The organism is Nodosilinea sp. LEGE 07298 (assembly GCF_015207265.1).
In the GTDB taxonomy this organism is placed as follows: Bacteria; Cyanobacteriota; Cyanobacteriia; order Phormidesmidales; family Phormidesmidaceae; genus Nodosilinea.
This window is the reverse complement of the sequence record NZ_JADEXE010000166.1, coordinates 1-15,233: the sequence shown is the minus strand read 5'-3', so window position 1 is coordinate 15,233 and position 15,233 is coordinate 1. Positions and strand designations below refer to the sequence as shown.

11 protein-coding genes are annotated in these 15,233 nt (G+C 52.1%); 3 read left to right on the top strand and 8 right to left on the bottom strand.

The genetic code is table 11. The annotated features are described in order from the left end of the window. Positions 1-44: 44 nt before the first annotated feature. Complete coding sequence (locus IQ273_RS20525; protein WP_194025025.1) at positions 45-1,439, top strand: proton extrusion protein PcxA; 1,395 nt, start codon at positions 45-47, stop codon at positions 1,437-1,439. A 127-nt stretch (positions 1,440-1,566) separates the two neighbouring features. Here IQ273_RS20525 and IQ273_RS20520 read toward each other — a convergent pair whose 3' ends face one another. The 3 genes from IQ273_RS20520 to IQ273_RS20510 all read right to left on the bottom strand — a co-directional run bounded on the left by IQ273_RS20520 (position 1,567) and on the right by IQ273_RS20510 (position 3,875). Beyond that, complete coding sequence (locus IQ273_RS20520; RefSeq protein ID WP_228053471.1) at positions 1,567-2,871, bottom strand: hypothetical protein; 1,305 nt, start codon at positions 2,869-2,871, stop codon at positions 1,567-1,569. Positions 2,872-3,019: 148 nt separating this feature from the next. Next, entirely contained in the window at positions 3,020-3,460 is a 441-nt protein-coding gene (locus tag IQ273_RS20515) for a CAAD domain-containing protein (RefSeq protein ID WP_194025023.1), read from the bottom strand. Positions 3,461-3,698: 238 nt separating this feature from the next. Beyond that, positions 3,699-3,875, bottom strand: coding sequence for a hypothetical protein (locus IQ273_RS20510; protein WP_194025022.1), 177 nt, complete (start codon positions 3,873-3,875; stop codon positions 3,699-3,701). 3 nt (positions 3,876-3,878) lie between these two features. On the opposite strand from IQ273_RS20510, the gene hflX reads away from it, so the two are divergent. Continuing rightward, positions 3,879-5,636 carry a GTPase HflX gene (hflX, locus tag IQ273_RS20505; protein WP_278000576.1) on the top strand — a complete coding sequence of 586 codons (1,758 nt, stop codon included), beginning with the start codon at positions 3,879-3,881 and terminating at the stop codon, positions 5,634-5,636. A 146-nt stretch (positions 5,637-5,782) separates the two neighbouring features. Then, positions 5,783-6,763 (top strand): bestrophin family ion channel, encoded by a 981-nt coding sequence (locus IQ273_RS20500; protein WP_194025021.1) that lies wholly within the window; start codon positions 5,783-5,785, stop codon positions 6,761-6,763. Between the two features lie 492 nt (positions 6,764-7,255). Here IQ273_RS20500 and IQ273_RS20495 read toward each other — a convergent pair whose 3' ends face one another. The 5 genes from IQ273_RS20495 to IQ273_RS20475 form a co-directional block, all read right to left on the bottom strand. Then, positions 7,256-8,791, bottom strand: a complete 1,536-nt coding sequence (locus IQ273_RS20495; RefSeq protein WP_194025020.1) for a hypothetical protein — start codon at positions 8,789-8,791, stop codon at positions 7,256-7,258. A gap of 99 nt (positions 8,792-8,890) precedes the next feature. After that, positions 8,891-10,039: a Wzt carbohydrate-binding domain-containing protein gene (locus tag IQ273_RS20490; protein WP_194025019.1), complete on the bottom strand. Its 1,149-nt coding sequence runs from the start codon at positions 10,037-10,039 to the stop codon at positions 8,891-8,893. 84 nt (positions 10,040-10,123) lie between these two features. After that, complete coding sequence (locus IQ273_RS20485) at positions 10,124-11,374, bottom strand: ABC transporter ATP-binding protein (RefSeq protein ID WP_194025018.1); 1,251 nt, start codon at positions 11,372-11,374, stop codon at positions 10,124-10,126. A gap of 1 nt (position 11,375) precedes the next feature. Continuing rightward, complete coding sequence (locus tag IQ273_RS20480) at positions 11,376-12,185, bottom strand: ABC transporter permease (protein ID WP_194025017.1); 810 nt, start codon at positions 12,183-12,185, stop codon at positions 11,376-11,378. A gap of 14 nt (positions 12,186-12,199) precedes the next feature. Further along, a complete protein-coding gene (locus IQ273_RS20475) occupies positions 12,200-14,899 on the bottom strand; it encodes a glycosyltransferase family 2 protein (protein WP_194025016.1) in 2,700 nt (899 codons plus the stop codon). Between the last annotated feature and the right edge of the window lie 334 nt (positions 14,900-15,233).

Genomic DNA, 15,233 nt, shown 5'->3' with positions numbered 1-15,233 from the left:
GACTATAGTAGGATCTGGACATCCCAGCGCCAGCACCCCCTCTAATGCAGAACTCAGGCTTTTTTCGCAGCGCCCAGCGGTGGTTGTTTCGCACTCCCGATCGCGCCCTCAACCAGGCCTACGAAGCCGCCCAGATGATTGTGGCGATCGAGCGCGAATACTTTGGCGGCAACCCGATCTCAACCCGCTATGGCAGCTACGGCGACAGCGCCATGGAGTATTTTCAGAGCGAGCTAAAAAAGTACCTGAACTTGATTAAGGTGCGCATGGCCGAGTTTCGGGCCAGCCGCTCCATTGTACGGGTCAGCGACTCGCGCATTATGGAAGTGGATTTGCCCGCTTCTGAGTCCGACGAGCTGGCTGTCAACGTGATTGATCAGCAGGCGATGTTCTTTCGCAAGCTGCGCCTAGTGGACGAGGTGCTGGCCCGCTACGCCAACCTCGATGCCACCCCTGAGCGGGTGATCACGCTTGCTAATGGAAGTAATGGCAGTCTAGAGCCAGCCCCTTCAGCTCAGGTGCTGCGGTCTAAGGCCACTCAGGCCCGGAGCAGCGGGCCAAATTTAGCCAATCAGAACGGCGCTACAGCCGCAAATACCAATGTTATAAACCCCGACGGCACTAGGGCAGCGGGCCTCTCCGATCGCGTCAATGTGCTGCCCCGATCAATTTTGCGCACCGTTGATCGCATTCGCCAAGACCTCGACCCCAACGCCGAACAGGAGGTGGTGAAGGAGTTTCGCAACTCTAAATCTAAAACCACTGCTGCGATTCGGTTTGTGCTGCTGCTGGTGATTGTGCCGCTGCTGACCCAGCAGTTTACCAAAGCCTTTATTGTCGGGCCAATCGTCGACCAAGTGCGGGCAGGCGACTCAGAGCCGGAGGTCTTTCTCAATATTGAAATGGAAGAAGAAGCCCTCCACGAGCTACAGCAGTTCGAAGAGCGGCTGCGCTTTGAGGTGCTAATCGGCAAAGCGCCCCCCCTTTCAGAACTCAACATTGAGCAGCGAGTACGCACCAAAGCCACCGAAATTGAAGACGACTACCGCGATCGCAGCGCTAGCGCCGTCAAAAACGTGTTTTCCGATATATTGGCCGCGATCGCCTTTGCCATGCTGCTAATTTACCGCAAGCAGGATGTCGCCAACATTAAGTCCTTCATGGACGAAATCGTCTACGGCCTCAGCGACAGCGCCAAGGCCTTCATCATCATCCTGTTTACCGACACATTCGTCGGCTTCCACTCGCCCCACGGCTGGGAAATCTTGCTGGAAGGGCTATCGCGGCACCTGGGCCTACCCGCCAACCGCGACTTCATCTTTCTGTTTATCGCTACCTTCCCGGTGATCCTCGATACCATCTTCAAATACTGGATCTTCCGTTATCTCAACCGCATCTCCCCCTCGGCCGTCGCGACTTACAAGACCATGAATGAGTAGGTGGGTAGGCGGGTGGATGAGTGGATGGGTAAGCGGGTGGATGGGTAGGCGGGTGGATGGGTAAAAAAGTACAAGAAGTATACTTTCGCATCCACGCATCCACGCATCCACCCATCCACACTCCCACTCACTTCCCCTGCCGCCGCTGCTCCAGCAACCGCTGCCACTCGGCATCAAGCTTGTCTTTCTGTGCCGCTTCTTGGTCGGTCAGATCGGCCTCGGTCGTGTAGGCCAGGTTATCGGTACCCAGCACCGTCTGACCCGTGAGAGTTTCAGCGAAGGCAAGCTTTTCGCGCTGCTCGGTGGTGAGCTGGTTGAGTTCTTCGACTCGCTGCTCGCGCTCGGCGTTGCGGGCCTCAATACGCTGGTTCTGCCGCTGCACCCAAAAGTAGCGCACGAGGGGAATGGCCAAGAAGGCTGTGCCATAGCCCAGCAGCACCCAGTAGAGCGAGTTTGCCAGGGCAACAATGCCACCCAGTTGCACAACCAATGCCGGGTCTCGCAGCATGCTGCCCAGCACCAGCGCCCCAACCAGGTTGGCCCCGCCCAAACCAGCGGCGGCCATAATCTGACCCGAGCTAGCCTGGCTAAATCGGCGGGGAATTTCGCGCAAGAATTGGGGTGGCCGCAGGCGACGGCGCTCGTTAGCGGTCACCTGCAATTCTGGAAATTGATAGGCAATGCCACCCTGGGGGCTGACCTGGGGCACTCCGTTGAAGCGACTCAGCACCGGCACCATGAAGTCTTCGAGGTCGCGATCCCAGCCTTTGCCGAGGTCATCGAGGAAAGGAACGATTTGCTCGGCGACCACGGCCCCACCGTTGGCTTGAATCACCTGGGCAATGCTCTGCCAGCGGCGATCGTCGAGGTCGACGTTGGGGTTGCCATCACCAAACAAGAAGGAGAATACCGACTCTAGAAAGTTCATCTCCTCTGGAGTGCGGGGCTGGCGACGACGACGGGCACTGGGAGGCTCGAAGGTGCGAAATAGGTTGGGACCAATCCAGAAGCGGGGCAGAAAAATCATGCCACCGCCGCCACGGTTGCGGTTGTCGTTTTGCTGACCGGCGCTGCTAGCTGCGATCGCCAGCAAAGTAATCGCCACCACAATCAGCACCAGCGACAAAATCAGCAAAATGCCAAAGGAAATACGGATCAGGTAGAACAAGACCCGCCATACTTTTTCCCAGGCCGCCTGCCATCGCAGCCGCCAGGATTTGCTCCACAGTATCGCCTGAATATTTTTAGGGAAAACGTAGGCAATCTCGCCCGACTCGGCTACCTGCAGGTGAGCCTTTACATCAGAGGCCAGGGCCAATACGCCCTGCTGCGCCTCCATCAGAGGCATGCCTGCTTCGGCGGCCACATCTCCTACGGTAACTCGATAGCCCAGACGTTCTACCGCCTGGGTAATTGTCTTGGTCTGCGCCATTTCTTGCGCCATAAGCAAACGAACCCCCTGGGCTCTAACGATCGCGCAACCACCCGTTGCATCTACAACCAGTATAGAAAGCGCGATCGCGAATTACAGGGGGCAGTTAACCGTACTAAAGCGTGAAGGAGCCAGTAGTGCTATAGCACTACCCATTCCCCTTACCGAGCACCTGGTCGCGGATGGCCGCAATATCGCCCAGCAGCTCCTGCCGATTGGAGGCTTTGAGCAGATAGCGATAGAGGAACCAGCCGCTGTAGATCAGCCCGATCAGTTCAAAGGTGGGGGCCAGCAGCGGGAAGTCGTTGATGGCATCAAGCAGGGCCAGCACCAGCTTGACCGCAATAATGGCGGCAATAATTAAACCCACCGTCACAATGGGCCGACGGTAGCGCTTAAAGAATACAGACACGTAGTCGGGCAGGTCGCCCAGCAGTCCAGACACCTTGTCCCACACTATCTGCACCTGGCGGGTAGCCTCTTCTCCCAGGCTATCAGTGGTAGATTCCGACGTTTCTACGTCAAGTACCGGATCGGGCACCGACGTTACGGGCTCTGTAAATGCAGTATCCGATTGATATTCACTCATGACGGCTTATCCCAGGGGCTTAGTTAAGGTCTCATGGTATGCCGAGCCCAGCTCAGGAAATATAGCTTTCCCACAGACGAAACTCCACTTCTGGAGTTGGCTCGGAGTCAAACTCGAAATAAGAATACACCCAATTCTCATGGAGCGTATTGAACTTTAGGAGTGTTATAGACCGAAATCGTCCGATTTTCAATTTTTTTGCCCTGGTCGAATACGCAGGTATTGCCCTCAGGACGGCCTATTCGCCTGAGAGCCCCTCTAGGGAATCTAAATACTTGTAAAGCCGTTTGCGATCAACGACAAAACCGGGGTCGGGCAGGTCTCGCTGGCCCCGCCGCCGAGATGCGCTTGACCAACGAATAAAAACACCCTGGCGGCGATCGCCAGAGCGATCGTTAGAATATTGTGATGTCATTGGATGTCGTTGACGCTCTCACTTCGGCCCCATTACTATGGCATATCCCATCGATCCCAGGAGTGGACTAGCCCTATCGAAACGGTTTACGGAAATCTAAAGGGTCTTAAACCCAGCCAGCTCAAGCAGCTGCAGCGACTCTATCACCAGCGGCTGCCGGGCGATTGCGTGGTGACCCCCGAGTTCGCCCAGCGGCTGGCGGCGGTTAGCACCGACATCGACAGCCCTCTGTGCGCCTATGTCAATCGGCGCGGCCAGGTGATTCGCGTCGGCGTGGGTACGCTGCGGCAGACCCAAATTCCGCCCTCAGAGCTGCCGCGCTACGGGGCCGAACGCCTTAGCGGCCTTCGCTGCATTGCCACCCAGTTTGAGCTAGACCCGCCCAGCGACAGTATTCTCACCACCATGGCCCTGCAGCGGCTCGACGTGCTGGCGGTGCTGGCGCTGACGGGCACGGGCTTTACCCGCCGGGGCGGCGGCGCGACGGGCTACATTCAGAATGCCTATCTGGCCCACCTGGTGCCCCACCCCGAGCAGCGCTGGCTGGTGTCCGACCCCATGGATTTAGAAGAACTGGCCCAGCAGGACTTTCTGGCCCTGGCCGAAGGGTTAGAGGCCGAGTTTAGCCGCGCCTTTACCGCCCTGCAGGTAGAAGACGATCGCGATCGCGTCCTAGTCGTAGGCCTCTTTACCCACGACCAAAGCGACAACCACTTTCACACCCGCCTTGAAGAACTGGAGCGCCTGGTCGACAGCGCTGGCGGCGAAGTGCTAGAGACGCTGTACCAAAAGCGGCCCCGTCCCCACCCTCAAACCGTGTTGGGGGCTGGTAAGGTGCAGGAAGTCGCCCTAGCGGCCCAAACCGTAGGGGCCAACCTGATTGTGTTCGATCGCGACCTGTCGCCCATGCAGGTGCGAAACCTAGAGAACATGGTGGGCCTTCGCGTGGTCGATCGCACCGAGCTGATTCTCGATATCTTTGCCCAGCGGGCCAAGAGCGGGGCCGGTAAGCTACAAGTCGAGCTGGCCCAGCTCGAATACCAAATGCCCCGACTGAAGGGGCGCGGCCAGGCCCTATCGCGGCAGGGGGGCGGCATCGGCACCCGAGGGCCAGGAGAAACAAAATTGGAGACCGAGCGCCGGGCGATTCAGCGGCGCATTCAGCGGCTGCAGCAGGAGGTCAACCAGCTCCAGGCCCATCGCGCCCGCCTGCGCCACCGCCGCCAGGACGACAACCTGCCCTCGATCGCCGTAGTAGGCTACACCAACGCGGGCAAGTCAACCCTGGTCAATACCCTGACCAACTCCGAGGTCTACGCCGCCGACCAGCTGTTTGCTACCCTCGACCCCACCACCCGCCGCCTGGCCATTACCGACCCAGAGACACATGAAACTACCCAACTGGTAGTCACCGACACCGTGGGCTTTATCGAAGAGCTGCCCGCCTCACTGATGGACGCCTTTCGCGCCACCCTCGAAGAAGTGACCGAGGCCGACGCACTGCTCCACGTGGTCGATGTGTCGCACCCGGCCTGGCAAGACCAGATTCACTGGGTCATGCGCATTCTCAAAGAGATGCCGATTGTGCCGGGGCCAATGCTGCTGGTGTTTAACAAGGCCGACCGGGTCAGCAGCGAAACCCTCGCGATCGCCCAGGACGAGTACCCCAATGCTCTATTTATCTCCGCCACCGAACGCATGGGGCTAGAGACGCTGCGGCAGCGATTGCTCCAGCTAATTGACTACGCCGTCACGGTTTAGACGACTGGGCCTTAAAACTCCAACGAAGTGCTCACAGTAGACCAAACGATTGCCGTGGGCCAAGCAACAGACCTAACCCGTTAGAGCGTCTACAATGCCGGGGGGACATCCCCAGGTTAGTTGAAATTGTTTGGGAGAGTTAGCGGGTGCCCGATCAACCCATCAAGCGCAACGTTCGCCGCTACGAGCAGGACTGGTTTAGGCTGCTGTTTAGCATTCGGGGGTCGGTGATTCCGGCTGTCATGCCCCGGGTGCTGCTGTGCGCGTTTTTTTCGGTTGGGGTTTTGCTACTTTACGCGCGTGGCTGGCCGGTATCTTCGCCCATTTTAGGGTCGCTGGTGCCCAGTCTGGTGCTGGGTCTGCTGCTGGTCTTCCGCACCAACACCTCCTACGAGCGGTTTTGGGAGGGGCGCAAGCTGTGGGGCAATGTGATCAACCAGACCCGCAACCTGGCCCGGCAGATGTGGGTGGCGATCGAGACGCCCCAGCCCGGCGATTACGAAGCCAAAATGGCGGTCGTGCGCCAGCTGCCCGCCTTTGCCGTGGCCATGAAGTTGCACCTGCGCGGCGAAGCCCCCGCCGCCGAACTGGCCAGCCTGCTTACCGCCGACCAGTTTGCCAAACTGCGGCAGATGAATAACCCGCCCCTGGAGATCGCCTTTTGGGTGGCGGATTACCTGCAAACCCAGCAAATTCGCGGCACCCTCAACCCCTACCAGCTCACCTACTGCCTAGAAACTCTAGACGGTCTGGTGGATGCCCTGGGCGGCTGCGAGCGTATTCTCAAAACGCCGGTGCCGGTGGCCTACAGCATTCACCTCAAGCAGTTGCTGATGCTGTACTGCCTGGCCCTACCCTTTCAAATGGTGGACTCGGTGGGCTGGGGTACGCCCCTTTTGGTGGGGCTGATTAGCTTTGCGGTATTTGGTATCGAAGAGATTGGCATCGAGATCGAAAACCCCTTTGGCCACGACCCCAACGATCTACCGCTGGATGCAATTTGTCTCACCATGCAGCAAAACATTGAGGATTTGATTTCGCTGGTACCGGGGGTGGGGCGATCGCATCAGTTACCAAAGACAGCTTCAGACCGTGAGGTACATGGGGAGCGATCGCCCGCTGGGTAACGGCGACCCTAGACCGATAGGCATTAACTGAACGCTGTTTGCGAGACTTGCTACCACCCACAGCTGAGCCACCAGCACCACCAATCCCCACACGCCCTAGCTCCAGCAGACCAATGCCCATCACTCACTACCAGGTTGCTGGGGCTGGCAATGCTGGCTCTAGTTAGGCTGGTTTTAGCGTTGTGCTTGAGGGCTTTGGCCGGGATATCAATGGCTTGCAGAGCTTCAGCAAAATCTTCGGGGGTGGCGTTGGCGGTAATTTTTTTGGTTAGTGCGCTCCTGCTCTACCTTGGGTTTGGAGTTCGATAGCCTACTGACCAGTTGTATCCATAGCTTGCGATAGCAGTACCAAGCCATCTCGAATTACCAAAATGCTAGAGAGCAAAAAGGCTACGCCCACAGCTAGAGCCGCATAGGCAAAGGGCTTGCGAAAGCGAGAGTTTTCCTAAAAGCCGTAGATAGTCACAGGTTTTTTTGTAGAACCGCTGGCTGTCAAAAACTGTCCGGAGTGTTGTAAGAGCTAACAACGATTAACTTACTTGTATATGCTGGAATCTGAAAGGTTATTTGATTTAGTTCAAAATCCACCTCTTCCGCTAATTCATCTAAGACCCTCTCACTAAATTCCCTAATAGTCGCCTTGGCTCGTGGGCCAAACACTGGAAAGCTGGCATTAACAATATGATCAGTCGAACTACTATTTAAAACTAATAGATTTATCTTTTTTCGATCATCATCTTGAGTTGAAATCGCCATCAAGTCCGAGTTGTTGTTAGTTATCTGAAGCACGCTACGCCCTCCTTGCAAAGCACGGATACCCATACGAAAGGCATAGTAACTAAGGCGGCGATCCCCGTTTTTTCCAATCAAACCTTCAAATCCATTATTGTACCCCCAGTCGTACAGTGAAAATAGATGGTTGCCGTACACATAAGTATCCCCAGGCTGTGACATCCGCATCATATTTTGAATGAGATTCAAAGAGAAATTTAGATCACTGTAACCTTCAGTATAAGTACCCCATTCACCTAGCCAAAGAGGTGATTGTGCATGGACTGTGTTTCTCATCCAGCCACGAACCTGTCGAATATAATTAGAAATGTCTATGTCATAATTGTGTACATTAACACTATCAAAATAGTCTGGAACAGCTTCTAAAGTATCAGCAGGCCAATGGCTTCCTCCAACAGTTTTGGGCGCATGAATGTGAAATTGCCGATCGGGTAGATACGTACGATAGATATAAGCAATGGCATCTACTCCCGTCCGTACTAACTCAAAATAATCTTGTTGATTGCCACCCCAACCCTGCTGTCGATTGTCGGGTTCGTTATGAATCTCAAAATCATCGACGCGGTAGTCATTTCGCACATTTAGCCAGTAAACAGTGGCGAATACATGCTCCCACCACTCGTTCCAGTCGGCCTCTGTACGAGGTGGGTTCAGCTGCAGGGCCCAATCTGGACTCCAGCCCGGATCTGTATTCCGAATCGTGATCACTGGGCGAATGTGAGACTGTTTTAGCGTTTCAAAAATAGACCGGGCATTACCCTGCCAGAGTTCCTCTGGCACTCCAGAGAAGTGGTAGTCGCTCCCTTGGGGGGGAGAGGTCATAACCTGATCCCACACTTGCCAAGGAATAACATCGGGATTAGCTTTGATTTGGGCGATCGTGGGTAGACCGTAGATACCGTCATCGTCCTCTGGTTCCCAGCGAGACATGCCGCCATAAACGCGATAGGTATTGAGCCCTAAATCCTCTAGATCGGCCCTACTAAAATTGACATTTCCCTCGCAGGCACCTATGTAGCGAGTGCTGACTCCAATCACGCTACTGTATATCTTTATCTCTGAAATGGTGGAATTAGGTGAAGTGGCCGGCCCCCGCGATGCACTTCCTAAAACTAAGGCTACTGCTACCAAAATAGGCAGAATTATTGGCCAAACCTGTCGTCTATGCCTGTCCATACGATGCGATCGCGCTGAGGTGCTCAGGTGATGCCATTGATTAGAGTTAGTAAATGGCATCCCTATTCCTCCGTCTGCGGCTCATCTTAAGCTCTAAGCCACACATTGTCAGGTAGCAAAAGCGTAACCGATGCTGCAACTAATGCTAGTGATTTTGTATTAGGCTTCATGGGAGGCTGGGGTCGGGCTATGCCATACCAGAGGAGGATTTAATATTCCTTTGCTGGGGCTTGTGGTGCCAATGGTCAGGGGATAGCGATGCCAGTGGAAATCGTAGATCTGTTTCCAGTCTGATGCATAGACGCCAGGGTTGAAAAAGTACCTGCCATGCGCCAGATCCAGACGGTCGATTTGGAGCTGAAGGTACTGGGGTTTTTCCCAGTTGGTAGGTAATGGATTGATTTCAGTATCTGTATCTAGATAAATTTGGCCGCTAGAGTCGCTTAGGCTCAGGCTAAAAATCGCTGCATCTACGGGAGCCTGTAGCTGATACTCCAGTTCAAGAGTTATTCCTTCGCCGCTCGAAATTTCAGAGGATGGAGCACAGGTAAGGTTGAGGATTTTAATCAGAAATGAAGGGTCTGGGCTGAGCTGGGTAGCTCCTGTGTCAGGGGAAGACTCGGCGACATCGGGGCATTGCTGCAGATAAATTTTGGGATGAGCTAGGGCATGCTGGCTAAAGCTCGGCTGAGTTGTAAGCTGCTGCAATTTAGGATAGTGATGTAGGCGATCGCCCCGCACAAACAAAAAACTATTCTGGGCATACCAGGGCTCAACGTCTGGATGATCCCATATGCGCGGGCGCAATCCATCAATGACAACATAGCCTTCAGCTTCAAACAACGCAATCCAATAGTCAGGCCACTGCTCATTGATATGATGGGTGCCGCCCTGGTGGGGAATTGCTGCTGAAAATAGCACCACATCGCTCAGCTGCACCAATGACGCCACAAACCCTGGGGCACTCGCCGCTGGCAAATGCTCCGCCACCTCTAATGACATTGCCAGGTCAAAGCGACGGTCGAGCACAAAGGGTTGGTTCAAATCTCTGGATACAAAACATTCCTGATGAATTTTCAGCGTCTCGGGTTGGACATAGCTGCCATCCAAGCCCAAAATATCCTCAACCCCCTGCCCCTGAAAGACTGATAACCAGGTGCCATCCCCACAGCCTATATCCACCACGCTTTTAGGAGCGGTCCATTCTAAAACGAGGGGAGCAATGATCGTTGCCGATCGCTTTGAACCCTGTTGTAGGTGAGTAAAAAAGTCTGGATCATACAGTTCTGGCAAGGTGGGGTCAGCCATAGTAGGTAAAGCTTGATGATGGTTGAGACAGAAAGCCTACGGGAATAGATAGCGTAAAACTATCGGTTCGGGTTAGGAGCAGAGTTATAAGGTAAGCGACTGCACAGGTGAGCCTTGGGACACTTCCCAGCGCATCGGCGGCTGCAAAAGCCCTTTCGAGGATATCCTTGACTCGATAGTCAACGGATAGACATGCCAGTGGTAGTCGTAGGCATAGCTCCAATCTTGCCGATATATACCGACATCAACAAAGTATTGTCCGGCTTGGAGATCTAATCGATCGAAGGTGAGTTTGAGGGTACCTCGTTCCTGGAGGCGGATGTAGGAGTGGCCCATTGCTAAGGTATTGACATCCAGGCAGATGTCTCCGTTTTCCTGGCTGATGGCAATGCTAAAAATAGCGCTGTCGAGGGGCTGATGGGTTTGATAATCGATCGCAATGCAGAGAGCGTCTCCAGATTCTAAAATTGCCTGGGGCTGCAGCCTAACATCGGTGATTTCTGCCTCCAGCGAGCCGAAACGGTTTTCGTTAACTCGTAGCTCTGTGCCAGCGGCCGTCAGCTGAATTGGACGATTGGGCGTGCGCTGCTGGGTTTTCGATCGCATCTCCATGGTGTATTGCCCAACAACTACAGTCGGTTCACCGTAGGCTGCCACAGTTCCTTTCTTAAGCCAGAGGGCGCGATCGCATAACCGTTCAACCTGCCCCGCATCGTGAGATACCAGCACAATGGCGCAGCCCTGCTGCTTCATTTCTTCAATGCGGTTAAGACATTTGCTCTGAAAGGCCAAATCTCCTACCGATAAAAACTCATCCACCAGCAAAATATCTGGATCGGTATGCACAGCTACCGAAAAGGCCAGTCGCATCATCATGCCAGAACTGTAAGTTCGTACTGGATTATCAATGAACCCTTCTAGTTCTGCAAATTCAACTATTTGATCAAAACGGCGAGTTGCTTCACTCCGCCGCAATCCTGCGACAATTGCCGCTACAAATACATTTTCCCGACCGGTCAAGTCACCGTGGAACCCCGCTCCGAGATCAAGTAATGCTCCTACACGGCCTCGCATTTTAATGCGCCCTTCGTTGGGGTAGGCGACTTTGCCTAATACTTGCAACAGCGTAGATTTTCCGGCACCGTTATGGCCAATAACGCCTAACATTTCACCGGCAGCTACTTCAAACGAAATACCCCGCAAAGCCCAAAAGTCATCCATGGGCTGAATACGCCTCAGCCCTGACAGAACTGCCTCCATCAGGGTGACAGGTTTTTTGGCATGGTAGCGATGGAATCGCTTACCTAAATTTTCAACTAAAATTGCAGCACCCATGTCAAATTTCCTCCACAAACCGTAAGCTTTGACGTTTGAAGAGGTTATAGCCAAGGGGCATAAGTATGGCCACGACGCCAGAGATAATGGCTAAGGCTAGCCAGTCGGGCTGTGTACCCCACATTAAAATTTGTCGATAGCTAGTAACAATATGCACCATTGGGTTAAGGCCGTAGATGAACCAGTAGCGGTCGGGTATATTACCTATCTCATAAAAGATAGGTGTTAAATAAAATAAAAATTGAAGCAGTACACCTAGGGTATGCTGAGTATCTCTAAAGGTGACATTAAGGGATGCAAGAAAGTAAGAAAGCGTAAGGGTGAATGCAAATTGAATTATTTGAAGCAACGGCAATACTAGCAGTATAGGTGTGAGACTAACTCCGTCGACAAGTAAAAAGACAAACAATACGGGTAATGCTAAGACAAAATGAATTAAGCCCGTTGTAACCACAACAATAGGTAAAACGGCATTTGGGAAACCTGGCTGCCGAATGAGCGGACGACTAGCAATGATGATTCCAGTTGCTTGAAACAGTGATGTTTGAAACCAATTCCAGACTAGCAATCCTGTGAAAACGTAAGAGGAATACTGAGGAATATCAATCTTGATAATGATTTGAAAAACAAAGATAAAAACTAGTAATTGAAGCAACGGACTGATCAATGTCCAGGCGATGCCTAAGGTAGAGCGCTTGTACATGATTTTCATGTCGCGATTAACTAGCGATCGCAGCAAATCATAAAGATAGCCAAGCTTCTGCAGAGGGAACTTCTGCCTAAACAAAAAAGATGGTTTCTTAAAAGACATTTTCTATCACAGGCTTAAATAGCTGAAGTTGAGGATTGTAAAGATTCCTGCGAAGAAGAGGTTAATTTAACAAGCTGCTGTTCTGTTGTGTCTTGATTCCTAGCATTCGCTGGCACGTAAGGTTGACTACGACCAAATTTCTTCACACGCCGATGGGACTGCCAAAGTGACCACGGCCCTGCTAGATTGCCCCGAATTTCTAACCAGATAAGTGAGAGAGGGTACTCGCTCCGATTGAGAAGATATTCTTTAATTCGATAATAGTGGGCATAGGGCAAGCCTAAGAGAACTTGAGCAAGTCCTCGCCAATCGCCATGATGCAACCATGTGGTGAGATTATATGACACATGACCTTTACTGTAGCCATAGAGTTGTCGCTCTAAAGCTTGTCGGGTCTTGCGATGCTTGTGCCAGACAAAAGCTTTAGGGTTGTAAACGATGGTATAGCCCGCCTTCAAAACTTTGTAAAACACATAGGTATCTTCACCGACACCAGAGGGCATTCCTGGTCCTAGAGCTTCATCCATTAGGCCAATGTTGGGATGGTGAAAAATACTAGCACGAAAGGCAGCATTGGCCGTTGCTCCCAGAGACCACGTTGGTGAGGGTTTATGGGGAAAGAGGTCATACCATGCCCCACCTACCTCTAAGGGTTCAAACCCTCGCCCTAAACCTCCATAGTTTTCAAAAGCTTGTTGAGAGGCATCTTCTAGCTCAATTGGTAAAACATTGCCACTTACAACCATAACGTCGGGGCGATTGAAGGGGGTAATTAGTTTCTCGATCCAGTCTGGAGGAACGGTAACATCATCATCTGTTGCGATAAGGATGTCACCCTGACTGGCAATAAATCCTGCATTTCTTGCGTAAGCTAACCCTTGGCGAGGTTCGTTTACCAAAACTACTTCTGGAAACTCATGGATAACCGTTGGGGTTAAGCCAGAACTAGGATGATTATCTACAACTATAATTTCAACCCAGCGGCTAGTTTGCTGAGCTCTAAGATGGAGTAGGCAGTTACGGAGATCATCTGGGCGATCAAAGGTAGCAATCACAACGGAAACCATGACTGAATCAGGTAATGGGTCGAGAGCCTGCTGAGTAGACAGGCGATATCTCGATGCAATCGTATTCATGGCCTGTGTCCAGATGACATCGCCTGCCATAATGCCTAAGGGATCAAGTATTTTAATGCCAAACTGATCCACAATCAGCCGAGATAGGGTAGATACAAATATGTTTTGGTGGTTGTTTGTATGGTCGATGCTGCCGAAGGGACTGTGATGCCAACTGACAAAGACACGAACTTTCTCGTATTCTTCTAGACCGATCAGAGGAGACAATGGTTGGCTCAGTTCGATCTGGCGGATGGCGATCGCTGATTGTTTAGCTTTTGACTTTTGTTTGAGATCAGAACAATAGCGAATAGGTAAAGATTTTTCTGTTTGCCATCCATGCTCATGAATGATCTCAGCGACACGCCTGGTTGATGCTTGATAGCTTTTTAAGCTAGAAAAGGCTCCCCAAAATTCAGCCAGGATTAAGTCTTTGGGAAACTGGGTTTGATGGAAAGACGCTATTAAGGTGCGACGTACATTCCAGTAAAGCATCCACCAAATGCCAATTTTGGCGCAAGCGCCTCTTAGGTCAGGATAGGCGATTGCTAGACTTAACCACAAAGCATAGAGACTGCCGTTGAAAGAAATTTGCCGCTTCAATTGGGCATATTTACGTCGATGGCGATGGCGAATCAATGCAGTTGGTTCATAGACCAAACCATAGCCAGCCTTCAACACTCGGATGAACATTTCTAAATCACCCCCGCCGTTTGTTGGAGTGCCAACATCCAGAGCAGGGTCAAAGTAACCAATTGTCTCAAAAACAGACTTCCGATAAGCCATGTTTGCCCCGGTGCCAAACTGCCCAGCCCCTAACCATTGCCAAGGCATAGACTGGTTTAATGTTGTTTGATACCGCAGAGTTTTGAATCCTCGCCCAAAGCCACCGTATTCCTCAAATAGTACTTGCGCTTCGGTTTCCAACTCGTAGGGGACTACAAGCCCAGTAACAACCATTGTGTCCGGGCTTTCTAGAAATGCTTGAACCAGTCCTTTCACCCATCCAGTATCTACCGCTACATCATCATCGGTGTAGGCAATTATTTCCCCTTGAGCTTCTAGGATCGCACGGTTGCGTGCCCAGTCTAGACCAGGACGAGGCTCGCGTGCGTAGCGCACCTGTGGATAGTGGGTTTGAATCAGTTCTTTGGTAGCTTCTGTTTGCGGCGCATTATCAACTACCAAGAGATCGAGGTAAGGATAGTTGAGCTGGCTGATGGCTTCCAGGCAAAGCTTGATGTCGTCTGGGCGATCGCGCGTACAAACTGCCACCGTCACCAGCGGCCATTCCCCCGCGTACTCTACAGGCGGCAAGTCAATCAAGTTTTCTAGCGTAAATTCTGCTGGACAATTGGGAGAGGCTAGACCATTCTTGAGCAGTTGACAAATAATCGCCTCACTGTGCTCTTCCAAAATTAGCTTGCTTAGGGTTGTGGCAGTGCATTTGCCCAAAGAAATTGGGGCTTTCACATAGCCCAATGGCACACCATGTAAACGTACTAGCCCCTGCAAACCCATATACCCCTCCAACCCCTCAATGGTGGGTATTGGTTGACTTAACTCAATATCAACGACTTTAATCGGATACAGAACCATAAGAAATTACCTAGTGAACTTATATGATTAATAAAAAACGCTGTAAGGTCATACCTAAAAACAAACTAAATTTGAATTTGAACGACCCCGTTTCCAAAGTCATATTTTCCAAATTTAGCTTGCTGTTGCTTACACTTTGTAGAATCTCTCCGCTAGATTTTGTCTTCAGGCCTACTCGTTCAAGCAGCAATCTCCAGATATTCTGAAGGGTGCATCCCAGTCTTGCAAGACTCATTTTGAGAAGTAGCCATTTAGATAAGCACATCGCTGTTGCAGCACTTGTTGCACGTTATCTGCGTTCCAGTGAGCTCCTGAAATCTTGATTCGACGTCCA